The organism is Paenarthrobacter sp. 4246, from assembly GCF_040546855.1.
Classification (GTDB): Bacteria; Actinomycetota; Actinomycetes; order Actinomycetales; family Micrococcaceae; genus Arthrobacter.
Map to the genome: position 1 here is coordinate 87217 of NZ_JBEPOP010000009.1, position 18920 is coordinate 106136.

General features: G+C 63.4%; 16 protein-coding genes and 1 riboswitch. Of the genes, 9 read left to right on the forward strand and 7 right to left on the reverse strand.

The genetic code is table 11. From position 1 onward, the window contains the following. The first annotated feature begins 66 nt into the window (after nucleotides 1-66). Nucleotides 67-1461 carry a pyridoxal phosphate-dependent decarboxylase family protein gene (locus ABIE35_RS16900; RefSeq protein WP_354516711.1) on the forward strand — a complete coding sequence of 465 codons (1395 nt, stop codon included), beginning with the start codon at nucleotides 67-69 and terminating at the stop codon, nucleotides 1459-1461. Between the two features lie 87 nt (nucleotides 1462-1548). Here the strand turns inward: ABIE35_RS16900 and ABIE35_RS16905 are convergent, their stop codons facing one another. From ABIE35_RS16905 to ABIE35_RS16915, 3 genes are all read right to left on the reverse strand, one after another. After that, entirely contained in the window at nucleotides 1549-2391 is an 843-nt protein-coding gene (locus ABIE35_RS16905) for an aggregation-promoting factor C-terminal-like domain-containing protein (RefSeq protein WP_354516713.1), read from the reverse strand. 5 nt (nucleotides 2392-2396) lie between these two features. After that, nucleotides 2397-2558, reverse strand: a riboswitch (cyclic di-AMP (ydaO/yuaA leader). A gap of 99 nt (nucleotides 2559-2657) precedes the next feature. After that, complete coding sequence (locus tag ABIE35_RS16910; protein ID WP_354516872.1) at nucleotides 2658-4169, reverse strand: sensor histidine kinase; 1512 nt, start codon at nucleotides 4167-4169, stop codon at nucleotides 2658-2660. Nucleotides 4170-4190: 21 nt separating this feature from the next. Further along, on the reverse strand, nucleotides 4191-4931 hold the full coding sequence (locus ABIE35_RS16915) for a response regulator transcription factor (RefSeq protein ID WP_354516715.1): 741 nt from the start codon (nucleotides 4929-4931) through the stop codon (nucleotides 4191-4193). 651 nt (nucleotides 4932-5582) lie between these two features. On the opposite strand from ABIE35_RS16915, the gene ABIE35_RS16920 reads away from it, so the two are divergent. Both ABIE35_RS16920 and ABIE35_RS16925 read left to right on the forward strand, forming a co-directional pair. Continuing rightward, nucleotides 5583-6449 (forward strand): winged helix-turn-helix domain-containing protein, encoded by an 867-nt coding sequence (locus ABIE35_RS16920; protein ID WP_354516717.1) that lies wholly within the window; start codon nucleotides 5583-5585, stop codon nucleotides 6447-6449. Between the two features lie 133 nt (nucleotides 6450-6582). Then, entirely contained in the window at nucleotides 6583-7107 is a 525-nt protein-coding gene (locus ABIE35_RS16925) for a SixA phosphatase family protein (RefSeq protein WP_354516718.1), read from the forward strand. A 14-nt stretch (nucleotides 7108-7121) separates the two neighbouring features. Here the strand turns inward: ABIE35_RS16925 and ABIE35_RS16930 are convergent, their stop codons facing one another. Together ABIE35_RS16930 and ABIE35_RS16935 are read right to left on the reverse strand one after the other, a co-directional pair. Further along, the gene (locus tag ABIE35_RS16930; protein WP_354516720.1) at nucleotides 7122-7448 is read right to left on the reverse strand and encodes a hypothetical protein; all 327 of its coding nucleotides are present in this window, start codon (nucleotides 7446-7448) and stop codon (nucleotides 7122-7124) included. 126 nt (nucleotides 7449-7574) lie between these two features. Beyond that, nucleotides 7575-8492 carry a LysR family transcriptional regulator gene (locus tag ABIE35_RS16935; protein WP_354516722.1) on the reverse strand — a complete coding sequence of 306 codons (918 nt, stop codon included), beginning with the start codon at nucleotides 8490-8492 and terminating at the stop codon, nucleotides 7575-7577. Between the two features lie 72 nt (nucleotides 8493-8564). On the opposite strand from ABIE35_RS16935, the gene ABIE35_RS16940 reads away from it, so the two are divergent. Further along, nucleotides 8565-9479: an EamA family transporter gene (locus tag ABIE35_RS16940; RefSeq protein WP_354516724.1), complete on the forward strand. Its 915-nt coding sequence runs from the start codon at nucleotides 8565-8567 to the stop codon at nucleotides 9477-9479. Nucleotides 9480-9542: 63 nt separating this feature from the next. Here the strand turns inward: ABIE35_RS16940 and ABIE35_RS16945 are convergent, their stop codons facing one another. Together ABIE35_RS16945 and ABIE35_RS16950 are read right to left on the reverse strand one after the other, a co-directional pair. After that, nucleotides 9543-11021 (reverse strand): gamma-aminobutyraldehyde dehydrogenase, encoded by a 1479-nt coding sequence (locus ABIE35_RS16945; protein ID WP_354516726.1) that lies wholly within the window; start codon nucleotides 11019-11021, stop codon nucleotides 9543-9545. A gap of 110 nt (nucleotides 11022-11131) precedes the next feature. After that, nucleotides 11132-11818, reverse strand: coding sequence for a TetR/AcrR family transcriptional regulator (locus ABIE35_RS16950; RefSeq protein ID WP_354516727.1), 687 nt, complete (start codon nucleotides 11816-11818; stop codon nucleotides 11132-11134). A 179-nt stretch (nucleotides 11819-11997) separates the two neighbouring features. On the opposite strand from ABIE35_RS16950, the gene ABIE35_RS16955 reads away from it, so the two are divergent. The 5 genes from ABIE35_RS16955 to ABIE35_RS16975 are packed head-to-tail and all read left to right on the forward strand — an operon-like array spanning nucleotide 11998 to nucleotide 18895. Next, nucleotides 11998-13710: an amidohydrolase gene (locus ABIE35_RS16955; protein ID WP_354516729.1), complete on the forward strand. Its 1713-nt coding sequence runs from the start codon at nucleotides 11998-12000 to the stop codon at nucleotides 13708-13710. A 23-nt stretch (nucleotides 13711-13733) separates the two neighbouring features. After that, nucleotides 13734-15392 (forward strand): ABC transporter substrate-binding protein, encoded by a 1659-nt coding sequence (locus ABIE35_RS16960; RefSeq protein ID WP_354516731.1) that lies wholly within the window; start codon nucleotides 13734-13736, stop codon nucleotides 15390-15392. 1 nt (nucleotide 15393) lies between these two features. Then, a complete protein-coding gene (locus ABIE35_RS16965; protein WP_354516732.1) occupies nucleotides 15394-16422 on the forward strand; it encodes an ABC transporter permease in 1029 nt (342 codons plus the stop codon). After that, the gene (locus ABIE35_RS16970) at nucleotides 16419-17276 is read left to right on the forward strand and encodes an ABC transporter permease (RefSeq protein ID WP_354516734.1); all 858 of its coding nucleotides are present in this window, start codon (nucleotides 16419-16421) and stop codon (nucleotides 17274-17276) included. Before ABIE35_RS16965 ends, ABIE35_RS16970 begins: the two co-directional genes overlap by 4 nt. Continuing rightward, the gene (locus ABIE35_RS16975) at nucleotides 17273-18895 is read left to right on the forward strand and encodes a dipeptide ABC transporter ATP-binding protein (protein ID WP_354516736.1); all 1623 of its coding nucleotides are present in this window, start codon (nucleotides 17273-17275) and stop codon (nucleotides 18893-18895) included. Before ABIE35_RS16970 ends, ABIE35_RS16975 begins: the two co-directional genes overlap by 4 nt. The last annotated feature ends 25 nt before the right edge of the window (nucleotides 18896-18920 follow it).

Genomic DNA, 18920 nt, shown 5'->3' on the forward strand with positions numbered 1-18920 from the left:
CGGGGCTCAGTCAGCCGCTGTCCGCAGAGGGTGTTCCAGTCGGTGAACCGGGCGTAGGCTGTTCGCATGTCTGCGATGCCGGAGACGTACGGTGCCGCACTGGAGCGGGCCATGGCCCACGCCGGTGATTGGCTCGCGTCGGTACCCACACGTTCAGTCCGCCCGGATTCAACCGCCGACCAGGTGGCTAAGAGTATCCTGCCCCGCCTGCCGGATGAGGCCACTGATCCGGCAGAGGTTGTGGATGAGCTCGCTGCACTGGCTGAGCCGGGCCTGATGGCCATCCAGTCCGGACGCTTTTTTGGGTGGGTCATGGGTGGAACCCTGCCCGCTGCCATGGCTGCCGACTGGCTGGTCTCGGCGTGGGACCAGAACACAGGTCTCCGCTTTGCAACCCCCGCGGCTGCTGCCATCGAGGAATCTGCTGCCGCGTGGTTGCTGGACCTACTCCACCTTCCGGCAAGTGCCGACGTCGGATTCACCACCGGCGCCACCACCGCCAACTTCGTGGGGTTGGCAGCGGGCCGCCAATATCTGATGGACGAGGCGGGTTGGGACCTTGAGGCGCTGGGGCTGACAGGCGCCCCACGCATCACCACCTTTGCGGGCAGGGAGCGGCACGCCGCAGTGGACCTGGCGTTGCGGTATCTCGGATTGGGTGCCTGCGTGCCCGTAGATGCCGACGAGGAAGGACGGATTCTCCCCGACGCACTTGCCGAGGCCATGGACCAGCAACCAGGACTGTCACTGGTCTGTCTGCAAGCGGGCAACCTGCATTCCGGCGCCTTTGATCCCATGGAGGAAGCCATTGCGGTGGCCCACGATCGCGGCGCATGGGTGCACGTGGATGGTGCTTTTGGTTTATGGGCCGCCGTTAGCCCGACGCTGCGGGCCCGGCTGGCGGGAGTAGAGGAAGCAGATTCCTGGGCCACGGATGCCCACAAGACGCTGAATGTTCCTTACGACTGCGGCTTGGCCATCGTTGCGAGGCCGGAAGCCTTGAGGCGTGCTTTCAGTGTTCACACAAGTTACCTCATTGCTACGGATGCCGGCCCGGGAGATCCTTTCGAGAAAGTGCCTGAGATGTCCCGCCGTGCCCGGGGCATCCCTGTGTGGGCGGCGCTGAGGCAACTGGGCCGTAACGGGGTGATCTCTATGGTGGACCGGCTCGCTGCGAATGCCCGCGCGTTGGCCGAGGGACTCGCCGCTATCCCGGGTGTCGAGGTGCTCAACGACGTCGTGTTCACGCAGGTGTCGGTGAGCTTCGGCAGTGATGACCGCACACACCGTGTCACGCAACGGCTGATGGCTGAGGGCGCGGTGTGGATGTCCGGGTCCTCGTGGCGTGGCCGTGAAATCCTCAGGATTTCGGTGAGTAATTGGACCACGGATGCAGGGGATGTTGCGGCGTCCATCGCGGCGGTGCGCGGCGCGGTGGAGGCCGAACCGGAGTTTGTGTAACGCGAAAACCGCGCCGGTTCCCGCCATCCGCTCCAGTCTGTACTGGTGCGGGCGGTGGCAACCGGCGCGGTAATCAAGCAGTCTGGCTTAGTACCAGTTGTTGGCCAAGTGGAAGCCCAGGGCGGCCGACGGGGATCCGTAGCGTTCCTTGATGTAGTTCAAGCCCCACTTGATTTGGGTCTGGTAGTTGGTCTGCCAATCAGCGCCCGCGGTTGCCATCTTGCTAGCCGGCAGCGACTGGACAATGCCGTAAGCACCGCTGGAAGCGTTGGTGGCGGTCGTCCTCCAGTTGGATTCCTTCTCCCACAGGGTGTTCAGCGCAGTCATTTCGCTGGCGCTCCAGCCGTAGTTGCCAAGGATGCTGGCAGCGTAGGCCTTGGCAGCGGCGGGATCGTCCACGGCCTTGGGGGCGGCAGCAGCAGCTGCAGCTTCGGCAGCGGCGGCGGCAGCAGCGGCGTCGGCGGCCTGCTTGGCTGCAGCATCGGCGGCGGCCTTTTCGGCGGCGGCCTGGTCCGCAGCGGCCTTCTCGGCGGCAGCCTTTTCACCGGCTGCCTGGTCCGCCGCGGCCTTCTCGGCTGCGGCCTTTTCGGCTGCGGCCTTGTCCACGGCTGCCCTGTCAGCGGCGCCCTTTGCGGCGGCTGCATCCAAGGAAGCGGAGATTTCAGCTGTCTTGTTGTTGCTGACCTGGGCATTCGCCTGGGTCTCTGCAACGCGGCTTACCTCGGGAAGGGTCAGGGCGGCGTTGGCAGCAGTACCGAGCGATGCAACGCCCAGCGCAGCAGCTACAACACCGGCAACAACCGACATGCGGTGGCCGGACTTGCCCTGGCGGGCAGCGTTCTTGAGGACAGCCTGCGACTTGGTCAACGGTGCGTTGTGCTCATCGCGGTGACGCGCGGAAGGGCGCGTCTGATCATTAAATTCAGACATGTGTGATTACCTCTCAGCGCCTGCGGAGTTAGCTGTCGGGTTCGGATGAGGTCATCCGGCCGCGCATCACGCTGCGGCTTCACCCCAAGGGTCCGGCATAAATGCCTGGACCCGGAGACTCTGGGTCCCCCGTCTCTGCCTCGGAGTAAGTACGGACTCCGGGAAGTGGCAGAGCTCGGCGCATCCCGGATGCGGGTCAGTTGGGGCGACCCACCTTTTCGACGGTACAGGAGGAATTCGCAGAAGTCACATTTAGGTAACAGAGATCACGACGACGGTGAGTCGCCTTGCTGGGTTCGTAACTTCTGTTCGGTGGCGACGGCAGGGAATCGAAGGGTGAATTCCGTGCGCCCTGGACGGGACGCCACGTGCACGCTGCCGCCGTGCGCTGCCACGATGGATTCAACGATCGACAAACCCAGCCCTGACGTGCCCTCAGACCCCGATCTCGCGGCGTCGGCGCGGGCAAAGCGGGAGAAGATCCGGCCTTGGAAATCCGCTGGAATGCCGGGCCCGTTGTCCGTTACGGACACCACTGGGCTGCCGTCGGCGGAGAGCGTGACGCTGGTGACCACCGTGGTGCCGGCGTCGGTATGTTTACGGGCATTGGAGAGGAGATTGGCCAGGACCTGGTGCAGTTGCGCAGCGTCGCCGCGGACCGTGACGGGCTCATCCGGGAGTTGGAGTTGCCAGATCTGCTCCGGTGCCATGATTTTCTCATCGCTGACAGTTTCAATCACCAACTGGGTAAGGTCCACGTCCGTGATCCTGAGCGGCTGGCCTTCGTCCAGCCTGGCAAGCAGCAGCAGATCCTCCACCAAGGTTGTCATCCGTTCGGACTGGCTCTGGACGCGTGCCAGCGACTTTCGGCCGTCATCGGTGAAGTTCTCGGTCATCCTCAGCAGTTCGGTGTAACCGCGGATGGCCGTAAGCGGCGTTCGGAGTTCGTGCGACGCGTCCGCGACGAACTGGCGCACCTTGGTTTCGCTTTCCTGGCGGGCTTCCAAGGCACTGGAGACGTTGTTCAGCATCTGGTTGAGGGCATGGCCAACGCTGCCGACTTCCGTTCCGGGATGGGCGGCCGACGGCGGGACCCGCACCGCAAGTGCCACCTCACCGGCGTCGAGAGGGAGGCGCGAGACTTTGGTGGCCACCTCGGAGAGCTGCTCCAACGGCCGCATGGTCCGCCGGATGATGACGGTGCCCGCGAGGCCGATCACAACCAGTCCGCCCAACGACACCAACACCATGGTCCACACCAGCGAGGCCTCGGCGCTTTGCTTGTCCGCGAGCGGCAGCCCGGTCACGATCACGTCGCCGGCAGTTTCGACAGCCACGAGCCGGTAATCCCCATAGGAGAGCGATCGGTCCACAGGCCGGTTGTCCCGGGGCAACGACAACAGAATCTGCTTGTCGTCCGCCGAGAGTTCGGCCCGCTTGCCAGAAGCCTCAAGAATGCCTGGATTGATCACGGTCGTTCCATCAATCCGTGCGTTCAGCGTTCCAGCGGCCTGGCCGCGCGCTTCCAGCGGGTCCGGCCTTCCGGAGGGGGAGGACGGGAAGTTCGACGGCGGCCTGCCGAAGCTGGTCGCGCGGCTTGACGCCTGCTCCAGCTGCCTGTCGAGCTGCTTATTGAACACCATGTCCATGGAGGCGTAGCTAACCACTCCCACGGCAGCGCAAATGGCGACCAGCAAGGCCATGGCGACCAGGACCAGCCGGGTGCGCAGGTGCCACGTGGAGGGGCTAAGCCATCTGCGGTGGGACTTTTTGGCCATTCCTGAAGGGGTGCTCAATGCCTAGTCCGCGGGCTTGATGACATAGCCGGCACCGCGGATGGTGTGGATCATCGGGGGGTGGTTGGCTTCGATCTTCTTGCGTAGGTAGGAGATGTAGAGCTCTACGATGTTGGCCTGTCCACCGAAGTCGTAGTTCCACACCCGGTCCAGGATCTGGGCTTTGCTGACCACCCGTTTGGGGTTTTCCATGAGGTACCGCAGAAGTTCGAACTGGGTGGCGGTGAGGGAAATGTCCTCCCCGGCACGGGTGACTTCGCGGGTGTCCACGTTCAGGGTGAGGTCGCCCACCACCAGCTCGGCAGTGTCCATGGCGGCCACGCCGGAACGCTGGACCAGGCGGTGGAGGCGAAGGAGGACTTCTTCCATGCTGAAGGGTTTAGTGACATAGTCGTCGCCGCCGGCGGCCAGGCCAACGATGCGGTCCTGCACGGCGTCCTTGGCTGTGAGGAAGAGCGCGGGTACTTCCGGGGCGAACGCACGGATGCGGTTGAGGACCTCCACACCGTCGAATCCGGGAAGCATGACATCCAGGACCAGGACGTCGGGCCGGAACTCCCTGGCAAGCTTCACGGCCTCTGGGCCGTCGCCGGCAACTGCTACTGACCACCCCGCCATTCGCAGGCCCATGCTCATAAGTTCGGAGAGGCTGGGTTCGTCATCCACCACCAAGGCGCGGATCGGAGAACCGTCCGGGTGGGAGAGTTGGGGGAGATTGTTGGTCATGGAATGCGGGGAGGCCATGGGTCAACTCTCTGTAGTGCGGGTTAGCGGCCGCTTTGCCTGTCCTGTGAGGATGCTGTGAAGTCAACACTAGACGGGTGGGAGTCTGGAAGCATTGGGACTTAAGAACGACGTTTCTACAGCTTGTAGCAGATTTTCGGCCCAAAATTCCCGAACTTGGCCCCCGGCGATTGGACAACGAGTGTTTCAGATCGTGAGATTCCGCAGCTGGGTGCTTCACGGGAATGTGGGTGCACATCATGCCCGATCAGCCGAATAAAATTCAGTGAATGGCGAATATTTCTTGTGTTTGTCGAATGAAATGGCGTTCATTTATCACCGCGGCTGAATTGTGATTTACGGCACAATAGACCCCTCCGTCTCAAAATGTGGACGGTTCGGCGCTTTGTTACTTGCGTGTTGCCATTGTTACGTTGCACACTTCCAATGTGAACAAGAACTCAACAGCACCTGCAGCCGCAGCAACCTGGTCCAGCACACCCGCTGGCCATGATGACCGCTGTTGTCGAATGCAAGCCTAACTTTCCACCCCAAGAAGTTTCAGGCATTCGCCCCCTAGCCCGCGTTGGGCGCCCCTCCCCAAACTCATTGCGGGGACAACCAGCATTCGAAGCCGCGATGACGGCTATTCACTTTTGAGGTAAGCACTCCATGTCAGTTGCATCTGGATACGTCCACATCTCCGTCCGTAACGCCAACAAGGCCGCGTCGAACGCAGGGCTCCGCCCCGGCTTCGGCAACCGCCCCGGCTACGCCCCCGCCCAGCAGGGCGCAGGCCAGCAGGCTCCCGGTTACGTTCCGCAGGGTTACAACCCCAACTCCTATGGCCAGTTGCGCGCCGTACCTGCCGCCGAGCCGGCACCCATGACTGCGCCCACTCCGGTGATTGCCCAGTCCGACAGGCTCCGCCCCGTTGCCAATGACAATGTGGCCCGCGGCTTTGTGCTCTACATGGGCATTGACGAAGAAACCGCAGCGGCAGCCGGCACCTCCATTGCCAAGCTGGCCCAGGAAATCCGGGCCTATGCGCAGTCGCTTGTGACCGGTGCTGAGAGCTATGCTGCCGTGGCAGTCGCCCCAGCCGGCGCGCCTGGGTCCGCACTCGACGTCGTGCGTTCCACGTTCGGCGACCCCACCGTCGCCGCACGCCAGCGCACCGAAGCTGCCCGTCCGACGCCCCAGCAGGAAGCGCGGCCCTCCGGCGTGCTGATTGACCTCGCCCGCCGCGAAGTGCACCTCGACGGAGAATCACTGAACCTGACGTTCAAGGAATTCGAGCTCCTCAACTACCTCGTCGAGAACGGCACCCGCACCGTGGGTCGTGACGAACTCCTTGAGGGTCTGTGGCGCAACGCCGAAGAGGTGCCGAACGAGCGCACCATCGACGTTCACATCCGCCGCCTCCGCTCCAAGCTTGGCCGCCTCGCCAACACCGTCCGCACGGTCCGCGGCCAGGGCTACCGCTTCTACGAGCACCCCGAAGTCATTGTCTGGGCCGCTCCGGAATACTCGATCTAAGCAACGCTTCAGCCGAAAGCGCTCGTCCTGTAGGGGCGGGCGCTTTCGCGTTCCTGGCACCTTTCCTACTGCCGGCGGCGGTGCGCGTGGGGGTACGCCGTATGCGCAGGCCCCGGGCGGATAGGGTTGGTTCATGAGCGACCACCACATCAAGCGCCTCGTGATCATGCGGCATGCCAAGGCTGATTGGCCCATGGGTGTGCCTGATCGTGAGCGTCCCCTCGAAGAGCGTGGGCATCGGGAGGCTCCGCTCGCGGGCAAATGGTTGCTCAAGCAGGGCGTGGTGCCGGACTTCATCCTGTGCTCGTCCGCGTTGAGAACCCGTCAGACGTGCACTTGGGTCTGCGATGAGCTGGGTGACAAAGCGCCGACGCCGAAACTCGAGGACGGCCTGTACGCCGCCTCCGCGAACCGCATGTTGACGGTCATCAATCATGTTCCTGACACGGTGACCACGCTGATGGTCATCTCGCACATGCCCGGCGTCCAGGATCTCGCCATGCACCTGGCTTCGCGCGATTCGGACCACGACGCGTACATGGATGCCGCTACCCGATACCCAACGAGTGCGTTGACGGTATTAGAGACGGAGAAGTCCTGGGCTGAGCTGGACGGGCAGGATGCGCGGCTGACGCACTTCACAGTGCCCCGCCACTGACCTGGGAGCAGCCTCTAGTGCTGGTTGCTGGAATCCCCGTGGGCCAGCTGCGGCATGCACATGCAACGAATCTCGAAAACGGGCAGGCCCGCTGCTTCGTCTCCGTGCCCCGTTGCGATCAGATATTCGCCGTCGAACATGTACACCGGCAGCTGCGGTGCCATGTATTCGTTGTAGCGGCTGGGGTACACCCATTGTCCGCGGATATCGAACGCCGGTAATGCGTACGGATCGCGCCGGTTGTGGGCGCTCGGATACAGTCCGTCGTCGATCATGATGTAACTCGCCAGGCCATAGGTGTGATGGTGGTTCATGTCCGTGGGAAAGAGGATTGCTTCCACAGTCGGGCCCCTTCGAATGTTTCGACGATCGCGCTCCGGGTGGCGCGGACAGCTAGGTAAGGTTAGCCTAAGCTAACAATCGGCTGGTCGTCGAATGTTCCCCTCTGTGACGTTGATCGCTCCTGTTTAGTCTTGGGGCAGGGGTAAGTCACCGGCAACCTCGCGAAGCATCCTGACGGCGTGACGGATGGTGGGGCTGGCGGTCATCGTTTTCCGGTACACCACACCAACTGAACGTTGCTGGACGGGGTTCATCACCGGAATGGCCGCGACTCCCGGTGGGAGCAGCGGCCTTCCCAGCCGCGGCACAAGCGCCACGGCTACCCCTTGTTCCACCATGGCGATGTGCGTGGAAAAGTCGGGATCGTAGATGCGGATGTCGGGAACCCGCCCCAGCCCGGCGAAGATCTGCAGCAGGGCCTCGTTGCAGATAGCCCCCGCCGGGGTGCTGATCCAGGTCTCGTTGAGCAAGTCTTCGCGCTCGACGGCGGTGCGGGACGCGAGTGGGTGGGTGCTGTTAACCAGGACATCGGCTTGGTCGATGCAGAGGTCCTCGTGCACGAGGTTCTCCGGGATCACCAGGGGCACGGAGTTCCAATTGTGGACCACCGCCAGTTCCGCCTCGCCGGATGCCACTCGCTGCACGGCTTCGCGGGGGTCCTCTGCCAGCACGGTGATCTCCACGGCGGGGTGGGTGGCCGCCATGCGCCCGAGCATGGGTCCCACCAGCCCCCGGCATGCGGTGGAGAAGGCCACCAATCTCAGCAGGCCCGACGGCTTGGCGGGATCAGCGAGCAACGTTGCCTGGAGTTCCTCCAGTTCACCCATGATCCGGCGGCCATAACCGGCCAACGCCAGTCCTCGCTCGGTGAGGAGCACGCCGCGGCCATTGCGCTCCAGGACGGCAACGCCGGTTTGTTTTTCCAGTTTCTTGATCTGCTGGGAGACTGCGGAAGGGCTGAATCCCATCACATCGGATGCTGCCACTACCGAGCCATGCTGTTCCACGGCAACAAGCGCCCTGAGGGCTGAGATGTCGATCATGAAGCAAATCTACGCGGTTGCGTACAGAATTCAACGCTGGTGCTTCACGCTGGAGGGAGTCAGAGTGTACTTGTGAACCTTCGCCACTCTGCCCTCGCCGTCTTGGTCGCCCTCTTGTGGGGCATCAACTTCGTAGCCATTGACCTCGGACTGCACACGAACGGCAGGGAAGTCCCCCCGCTGCTTTTCGTTGGTATGCGCTTCCTGCTCGTCGTTTTTCCGTTCATCCTGTTCATCCGTAAGCCGGAGGTGGGCTGGAAGGCGATAGTCGGCGTCGGACTCTTCATGAGTGCCGGTCAATTCGGTCTCTTGTACCTGGGCATGGCGCTCGGGATGCCGGCGGGCTTGGCCTCGCTGGTCCTCCAGGGGCAGGTCCTGTTCACCATCCTGCTGGCGTCGAAGTTCCTGGGGGAGAAGCCCAGCCGGCGTCAGATGGCCGGCGTAGTGCTCGGCATCGTGGGCCTGGGCGTGGTGGCATTGGGGCGCAGCGCTGTGGCGCCGGTCCTTCCGCTCATGATCGTTTTGGCCGCGGCGTTGTCCTGGGCTGTTGGCAATGTGGTGGCCCGGCATTCCAAGGCTGCTTCCGGGCTTGGCCTGGTGGTGTGGTCTGGTGCAGTGGTTCCTGTTCCCTTGGCGGGGTTGTCGTTGGCAGTTGACGGGCCTGACACAGTCTGGGCAACGCTCACGGACCTGCAACCGGCCACCATCCTCAGTGCGATTTACACCGCGGTATTTGCGTCCCTGATCGGTTATGGCATCTGGAACCGGTTGTTGTCGCTGTACCCGAGTTCCGACGTCGTGCCCTTCACGCTTTTGGTCCCTGTGGTGGGGATGACGGCGGCTTGGCTGGTCTTGAATGAAATTCCTACCCTTGCCGAAATCATGGGCGGGTTGATCCTGCTCCTCGGTGTGGCCACGGCCGTGCTCGGGGCTGGCCGAAAAATCCGTCCCGAAGTGAGCGTTGTGGGGCCCGCTCTGCGGCTATAAATCCCGCGGAGGCATGCAGAGCGGGCCTCACAACGGAGCCCAACGGGCCTCGCAACCGAGGAATCAGCGCAGCGTGAAGATGGTCCGGTGCCAGTCCTTCTCGATGACGCCGTCCAGCTCCACCATCACGTGCTTTACCTGGGTGTACTCCTCAAAGGAGTACGCGGACATGTCCTTGCCGAATCCGGACTGCTTGAAACCTCCATGGGGCATCTCGGAGATGATCGGGATGTGATCGTTGATCCAGACGCAGCCCGCCTTGATCTCGCGGGTGGCGCGCATGGCGCGTTGGAGGTTGTTGGTCCAAGCTGAGGCCGCCAGTCCGTAGACGGTGTCGTTGGCGAGCTGGATCGCTTCGTCATCCGTGTCGAAGGGAAGAACCACCAGGACCGGGCCGAACACCTCGTCCTTGACGATCTCCGAGTCGGGTGCCGCGTCCACCACCAGGGTGGGCCGGTAGAAGGCGCCCTTGCCCAAGCCCTGATCAGTGGGAGCGTAGCCCCCGGCCACCACTTTGCTGTAACCCCGGGCCCGCTCCACCATTCCCGCCACATGGTCCCGCTGCTTGAAGGAGACCAGGGGGCCAAGGTCCGCGTCGGTAACTCCGGGCGCGCCAAGAATGATCCCCTCGAAGCGCTCGGCTACCTTCGCCACGAATTCCTCGTACACGCTCCGGTGCACAATGGCGCGGGTGGCTGCGGTGCAGTCCTGTCCGGTGTTGATGAGCGAACCTGCCACGGCGCCATGCACGGCGGCGTCCAGGGTGGCGTCATCGAACACCACAAAAGGTGCTTTTCCGCCCAGTTCAAGGTGCACGCGCTTGGCGTTCACGGCCGCAGCTTCCAGGACTGTCCGGCCAACAGCGGTAGAGCCAGTAAAGGACACCATGTCCACGTCGGGGTGCCGCATAAGCGCAGCCCCCACGGTGGTTCCGTCGCCCACCACCACGTTCACCACGCCGTCGGGCAGTCCGGCATCCGTGAGCGCCTGCGCGAACATGAGCGATGTCAGTGGTGTGATCTCGGCAGGCTTGAGGACAATGGTGTTGCCGGCCGCGATCGCGGGCAGTATCTTCCATGCCGCCATCTGCAGCGGGTAGTTCCACGGCGCAATGGACCCCACCACGCCAATCGCCTCGCGGCGGATGGAGGAGGTGTGCTGGGGTGAGTACTCAGCTGTGGCTTTGCCTTCGAGGTGGCGGGCGGCTCCCGCGAAGAAGTCGATGTTGTCGATGGTGCCGGGGACGTCGAATTCGCGGGTCAACCGCAATGGCTTGCCCGTCTGTGAACTCTCCACCCGGGAGAACTCCGCGGCCCGTTCCTCCATGATCCGGGCGAACTTTTGCAAAATTCCGGCTCGTTCTCCAGCGGTGGTCCGGGACCACGCCGGGAAGGCTGAACGGGCTGCTGCCACCGCGGCCTCGAGGTCCGCCGCTGAAGCGAGGCTCACGGTTTGCACCACCTCCGACGTCGCCGGGTTGATGACGTCCAGGGTGTCTTCCGAGGTGCCGGACAGGAGTTTTCCGTTAATGAACTGATGCATGTGGGTGCCGTGCTTTCCCTGCCGGGCGTCGGTGTCCGGGCAGTGATGAAGGAACGACGCCGGGTGGCGGCGTGCGTGCGGTGAAGGTGGGTTGGGTGCGTGGCAGGCTGTCAGGCCTGCGGCGTCTGTGCGCTTTCGCGTTCGGCGCTGTCCAGGATGGCTGCGAGACCAGCGTGGAATGCCTTCAACGAGTCGAGGTTTTGCAGTGCGGCATGGTGCTTTTCCAAGAGGGGATGCCCGGTGATGCGCGTGAAGACCCTGGGGTTGAGCCAGGGATCGTGGCCCTCGGAGTCCGGGAGCCGCTGGATTTCCACCGCAATGCCGGCACCGAGCGCAAGGGTGTAGCTTTCCAAGGCTGCGTAGTAGTGCACTACGCGGGCCTCTTCGAGCCCGGCGTCGGTGAGGCATTGCAGGACGAACTCGATGGCCTTTAGCTCGCCAGGGCCGTAGGTGTCCGTGGCGAATGACTCGCTGCCCAGGGAGGGGTGCTCCATGAAAGCCCTGAGGAGCTCGTCCAGGTACGCCTCGAGCCGGGCGCGCCAGTCCTGATGGCGCGCCACGGCCAGCGTGCGCTCCACTGATGTCATGAACAACTTGTCCAGTGCTGCCCTGACGATTGCGTCCCGGTTCCGGAAGTGACGGTAGACGGCGGTGGCGTCTACTTCAAGTTCCTGCCCCAGTCGTCGGACGGTCAGCCGCTCACTGGGTTCCTGGCTGGAAATCCTTAGGACGGCGTCGATGATGGCGGCGGGGTCAAGACGGGTGCGACGGTCCGTCGACTGTGCTGGCTGCACCATCTGTTGTCCGCCTTCCATGCGATCCCCGGTTGATTATCAACCTACATGATCCATGGCCACCTCCTTTCGAGGACAAGTCAAAGTCTTTGTCAGCACTGATGTCAACACTGTTGACTTTAATGTGATCCGGCTCATAGCCTGTCTCCCAGAGTTGAATTTCCCCACGAAAGGACTCGATCGTGCACGCAGAGATTTTGTTGGAGAACGGATGGGTGTACACCGGCAAAGGCGCCGGACCCGTTCGGGCAGATGTAGCAATAGAGGGCGGCAGGATTATCGCCGTAGGCGGGCCGGAGGACCTGGAGGCAACGGTGTCGCCGGAAACGCGCCGGGTAGACCTCCAAGGCCAACTGGTGCTTCCCGGGTTCCAGGACGCCCATATCCACCCCATCTTCGCCGGGATAGAGCTGCTCCAGTGCGACCTGACGGAGGTGGCCAGCGCAGAAGAGGCGGTGGCAACAGTTGCCCGCTACGCCGCGGACAACCCGGACGAACCGTGGATCCTGGGCGCAGGATGGTCCATGGATTTCTTCCCCGGTGGCACCCCCGGGCGGGAGTTGCTTGATGCCGTGGTCCCGGACCGGCCTGTGTACCTCGTCAACAGGGACCACCACGGCGCCTGGGCCAACACTGCGGCGTTCAAAGCCGCCGGGATCACCAAGGCCACACCTGACCCGGACGGCGGCCGGCTGGAACGCGAAGCGGACGGCACGCCGGCAGGCACCGTCCACGAAGGTGCCATGGACCTCTTCAACGCGGTCAAGCCGGCAGTGTCATACGAGTTGGCTTACCAAGGCCTCCTCGCATCCCAGCAATTGCTGCTCGCCCAGGGCATCACCGCCTGGCAGGACGCCTGGGTTCCCATCCCGGAGGGCGAACATGCCGATCACCTGAAGGTCTACCAGGACGCAGCAAAGGCCGGGGATCTCAAAGTCCGGGTCACGGCATGCCAGTGGTGGGACAGGACCGCCGGTATGTCCCAGCTGGAAGCAATCGTGGAACGCCGGAACAGCGTGGCCGAAGCATTCGACCCCCTGCAGCTCAACGCCAACACGGTCAAAGTCATGGTGGATGGTGTGGCCGAGAACTACACAGCTGCCATGCACCACGTCTACTTGGACCACCACGGCCACCACACGGAGAACCGCGGCATTGAGTTCTTCGAGCCGGAGCAGTTGAAGGAGTTCGTCACCGCCATAGACGCCGAGGGCATGCAGGTTCACTTCCACGCCCTTGGTGACCGCGCTGTCACGGATGCCCTGGACGCGCTGGAGACAGCCCGGAACAGCAACGGCGCCAACGATCACCGGCACCACCTTGCGCACCTGCAGGTGGTCCGCCGCGAGGACGTTACCCGTTTCCCGGAGCTCAATGCCGCCGCCAACGTACAGGCTCTGTGGGCCTGCCACGAGGAACAGATGGACACGCTGACGCTGCCGTTCCTTGAACCGGGCGCAGAGGACAGGCACTATCCCTTCGGCGAGCTGGCTGCTGCGGGCGCCCGATTGGTGGCGGGCAGCGATTGGCCGGTCTCCACTGCCGACCCCATTGCGGCCATACATGTGGCAGTGAACCGCAAAGCCCCGGGAGAAAACCTCCCTCCGCTCGGCCCGGCATCGCACAAGCTCAGCCTCAAACAGATCGTGGACGCCTACACCCACGGCACTGCATGGATCAACCACCTGGACGCCGCAACGGGAACCCTGGAACCCGGCAAACTGGCGGATCTCGCCGTCCTGGACGTCAATCTTTTCGATCTTCCCGAAGAGGAACTGCACCGGGCAGAGGTGACGCAGACGTGGATTGGGGGCGAGTGCGTCTATGACCGGGCGGCAGCTCAAAGCCGACTCACGGAATCAACCCGCAGCCACCTGTCGGCGGTGACCCAGTGAGGCTGCCAACTGCGGGTGGCGCCATGCGCCGCAAACAGCGGACGACGCCGTCGCGCATCACCGCGGTGACGCTGGCCGGCGTCGTACTCGGCCTGGTTCTGGGCGGCTGCGGCGCGCGGCCCGCCAGCGTGACCGACGCCGCGGGCGGTACCAAGTACACCCTGTCCGACTCCACAGAGGCGCCCACCAAGGAGATCGACAACTTCAGCTGGGCCATGTATGCGGAGCCGTTCTCCTTGGACTACGCCTACGCGTTCGACTACCCGGACAACACCGTCCTGTCCAACGTGTGCGAATCGCTGTTCAGATGGAACGCTGACCTCTCAACCTCGCCCGGCCTGGCCACGGGAGTAGAGAATCCTGATCCCCTGACGTGGATTTACACCATCCGCCAAGGGGTGAAGTTCCACGACGGCACCGAGATGACGGCGGATGACGTCGTCGCTTCCCTGAGCCGCCACCTCGACCCGGAAGTGGGTTCGTTCTGGGCGTCGTCCTACCAAAACGTGGAGTCCATCGAGAAGACCGGCGACTACGAAGTCACGGTCACCACCACGCGTCCGGACTACGTGTTCAACTCTTCCCTGGTGGGCGCCCCGGGTGTGGTGGAGTCCGCAGCAACCATTGAGGAAGCAGGCAAGGACTACGGCAACTCAAAAGCGGGAGTGAACTGCACGGGGCCGTTCCAGTTCGATCAGTGGGAAGCGGGGGAGAGCATCACCCTCAAACGCTTCGACGACTACTGGGATCCGGACCTGAAAGCCAAATCGAAGCAGGTCACATTCACCATGCTCCCGGACGCCACATCCCGCATCAACGCCTTCCAAACGGGCGAAATCGACGGCGGCTTCGCGATACCGTCCAACGCGATCGACATCCTCAAGGCCAACAAGGATGCCGGCTCCCTGTACTTCGGCAATGACACCTCCGTCCAGAGCATGGTCTTCACCAACCTGGCCGGGACCTTCCAGGATGTCCGGGTCCGCAAGGCACTCATGATGGCCATCAACCGGGACGCGCTGATCAAGGCCGCGGAGCAGGGCTACGCGAAGAACACGGATGCACTGACCACCAGGAGTGTTTGGAAGGACGTCCCGGCGGCCACAGCTGATGAGGCCTTTGATGGGCTCCTCTCCACGCCCTATGACCTGGAAGAGGCAAAGAAGCTGGTGAAGGAAGCCGGGGCCGAAGGCAGCAAGTTCGTCTTTGCCACCGCCTCCCTGAATGCCGCGTTCGACATCACTGCACGGGCCATCGCGTCCGCAGCCAAGGAGATCGGCCTGGAACCGGAAATCCAGACCATGTCCAACGACAAATACACCACCCTGTTCTCGGACCCGGAGGCCCGCAAGAACGTGGACCTGCTGGTGACGTCCTGGTACCTCTCCAGCGCCGAGCCTTTGGAAATGTACAGCGTGCTGCGGACCGGCGACTTCAGCAACTACGGAGGCTGGAGCAACCCGGAATTCGATGACCTGGTGAACTCCGCGTACAGCGTGCAGGATCCGGAGGCCCGCGGCAAACTCACGGGCCAGGCCGCAAAGCTGGCCAGCGAAGAAGTGGTCTGGGGACCGCTCTACGAAACCGTCACCTCCATGTGGCTCGGCAAACGCATCACCGGTGCGGACCCGTCCATCAACTACATGTACTACCCGTGGGCAGCCCAGATAGGAGGTCGCTGATATGACCGCTACAGAACAAGTCCAAGCTGCCAACACGCCTGGCGCTCCCGGCCACAAGCGGGACAAACGCAGGTCGGACCGTCCGACGGTCTACATCGTGAAGAAGCTGCTCGCCCTGGTGCTGACGTTATTCGTTGCCTCCTTGGCCGTGTTCTTCTCCCGTTTCCTGGTCCCCGGAGACCCTGCCCGCTTCCTGCTCAGGGGACGCAGCCCCAAACCCGAGGCACTGGAAGAGATTACCCGGCAGTTCGGCTTGGATAAGCCGGCCTGGGAACAGTACCTGAACTGGCTCGGCGGCATCCTGCACGGGGACTGGGGCCGCTCACTGACTTACCGCCAGGACGTCTCCGACGTCTTGCTCGGACGGCTGCCCACCACCCTGCAACTCGTAGCCTTGGCCGCGGTGTTCATCACCGTCCTTGGCTTGTTTGCCGGGATCGTCGCCAGCCTGAACAAGGGCTTCAGCGACCGCTTCATCCTCGTCACGCTCACTGCGGCCGGGGCTGTTCCGCCGTTCGTTGCGGCCATCGCCCTGGTAGCGCTTTTCTCCGTGGGGCTGGGCTGGTTCCCCTCCTTTGGAAGCGGCGACGGCGGATGGGACAGGATCTGGCATCTCACCCTCCCGGCGCTCGCCTTGGGCGTCACCTACATCGCCATGGTGGCCAGGGTGACGCGGTCCTCCATGAACGAGCAATTGCTCCGCGAACACGTGGAGGTGGCCACCAGCCGAGGGCTCACCCGTGGGTCCGTAGTGGCACGCCACGTGCTGCGCAACGCTTTGGGTCCCATCCTGACCGTGAGCGGCGTGCTGGTGGCCGGACTCCTGGTCTCCAGCGCCATCATCGAGCGGACTTTCGGCCTCTCTGGCATCGGGCAACTCTTGGTGCAGTCCATCGACAGGCTCGACTTCGGTGTTGTCCAAGCGATCGTCATGGTGGTGGTTGCAGCCTTTGTCCTGGTCAACACCGTGGTGGATCTCGTCCAACCCCTCATTGATCCGCGGATCGCGGCCGGAACGGAGTCCCGATGACGTTAGCCATCCAGCTGCCACAGGCGGGGCTTCGCCGTTACGGCAGCCTCCTGTCACCCATGGCGTGGGGCGCGCTTGCCGTTGCCGCCGCCGTCGTACTTCTTTCCTTGTTCGCCCCGGTCCTGGCGCCGTACGACCCGGACTACGTAGACCTGAACAACGTTTTGGCCGGTCCCAGCGGGCAGCATCTGCTGGGGACGGATGCCTTGGGCCGCGACCTCCTTAGCCGGATCATGCACGGTGGTCGGACCTCGCTCCTGGGACCCACCATTGTGGTGATCGGTTCCACTGTGCTGGGTCTGCTGCTGGGCCTGGTGGCCGGCTGGTCCGAAGGCTGGCTGGGCAAAGTCCTGGGCCGTCTCTTCGATCTCCTCTTTGCTTTCCCTGCGCTGCTCATGGCCATGCTGGCCATCGCGTTGTTCGGTAAAGGGCTCTTCGCGCCCATCCTGGCCATGACCATCGCGTACGTTCCGTACGTTGCCCGGCTCACGCAGTCCTTGGTGGTGGCCGAACGCAGCAGGCCTTACGTACAGGCGTACCGGGTGCTCGGATTCCGGACGCCCTGGGTGGTGCTGGGACGGGTTCTCCCCAACCTCATTCCCACGGTTGGCGCCCAATCGACCCTGAATTTCGGCTATGTTCTGGCAGACCTCGCGGCGCTCTCCTTCATCGGACTCGGCGTCCAACCGCCCACCAGCGACTGGGGCGCCATGATCGAGGAATCCCGCGGCGCCCTGCTGGGCGGCTACCTCCTGCCCGCCTTCTGGCCCGCCTTGATAGTGGTCCTGGTGGTGGTGGCCGTCAACGTCATCGGCGAGGAAATCTCAGACCGCATCGGAGGAAAACTTTCATGAGCCAGCTCTTGCAGATCGAAAACTTTACGCTCGGGTTTCCGGGCAGGCCGCCACTGCTCGACAACGTTTCCCTGCACGTGAACGACGGCGAAGCGGTCGCCTTGGTGGGGGAGTCCGGCTCAGGCAAGTCCCTGACCACCCGGGCGGCGCTGGGGCTGTTTCCCGGCGGCTCACAGTCCTCGGGCCTCGTGTCCGTAAAGGGCCTCGACACCCTGACGGCCAGCAAGCAACGGCTGATGGAGCTGCGCCGCGGACATGCGTCGATGATCTTCCAGGACCCCAGAGCCGGGATCAACCCCGTCCGGACCGTGGGGGATTTCCTCACTGAAACCCTGCTTCGCTTTGATGGGTTGTCCCGTGCCGAGGCTACCGAACGCGCCGTGAAGCAACTGGAACAGGTGGGGCTTCGGCGCGCCCGGGAACTCATGGACCAGCATCCGCACCAACTCTCCGGCGGCATGCTCCAGCGCGTCATGATTGCCGCGGCCCTCCTGAACTCGCCGGATCTGTTGCTGTGCGATGAGCCCACCACCGCACTTGATGTCACCACGCAGGCCGGAATTGTGCGGCTCCTGCGGGAAGAACAACAGTCCCGCGGGATGGGCATGCTGTTCATTACCCACGACCTCAACCTGGCCGCGAGCCTTTGTGAGCGCGTCTATGTTCTCCGGCGCGGCGAAGTGGTGGAGCACGGGGCAACCCAGAATGTTTTCCTGACGCCCCAGCAGGACTACACACGGAAGTTGGTGGAGGCGACTCCTGTCATTGAGACAGGTGGTGGCCCTGCCGCGGCTGCGGCTCCCGGGGCCGAGCCGGCAGGGTCTCCTTTGCTGGAGGTCACCGGGTTGTCCAAGAGCTACCATCTGCCCGGCGGAGAAGTCATCAGCGCCTTGGAAAACGCCCATTTCAGCTTGCCTGAGGGCGGGTCCCTGGGCATCGTGGGCGAGTCCGGTTCCGGGAAGTCCACGCTCGCCAGGCTGGTGCTGGGGCTTGAAACCGCCACAGCAGGCGAACTCACCCTTCGCGGAGTCATCAGGCCACACCGGCCCCTGAAGGCATCCGAAAGGAAAGTGTTGGCCAAGGAAGTACAGATTGTTTTCCAGGATCCGTACTTGTCCTTGGATCCCCGCATCGCTGTTGGCAACGCTGTGGCCGATGTTTTCCGGCTGCACCAAAAGCAAGGACGCAAAGATTCCAAGCACAGTGCACGCGAGCTCCTGGCAAGGGTGGGGATCGGGCCCGAACGGTTCGACGCCAAGCCCAGGGCCCTCTCGGGTGGACAGCGTCAACGTGTCGCCTTGGCGAAGGCCCTTGCTGCACGCCCCCGTCTCTTGGTACTGGACGAAGCCACCAGTGCTTTGGACGTCTCCGTGCAGGCCCAGGTGCTGGAACTCGTGGAGGAACTGCGGCGCCAACTCGGACTGACCATCCTGTTCGTCACCCATGACCTGGCCGTGGTGTCACGCCTCTGTTCTGAGCTCATCGTGATGCATCAGGGACGGATCGTGGAACAGGGACCCACAGCGCGAATCCTTGAGGACCCTGGAGATGAGTACACGCGGAACCTCATCGCCTCCCGTCCCCGGCCCTTGTGGGACGCCGAGCCGGTCATCGCCTGACCGGCTAAGAGATTAACCAGTGAAA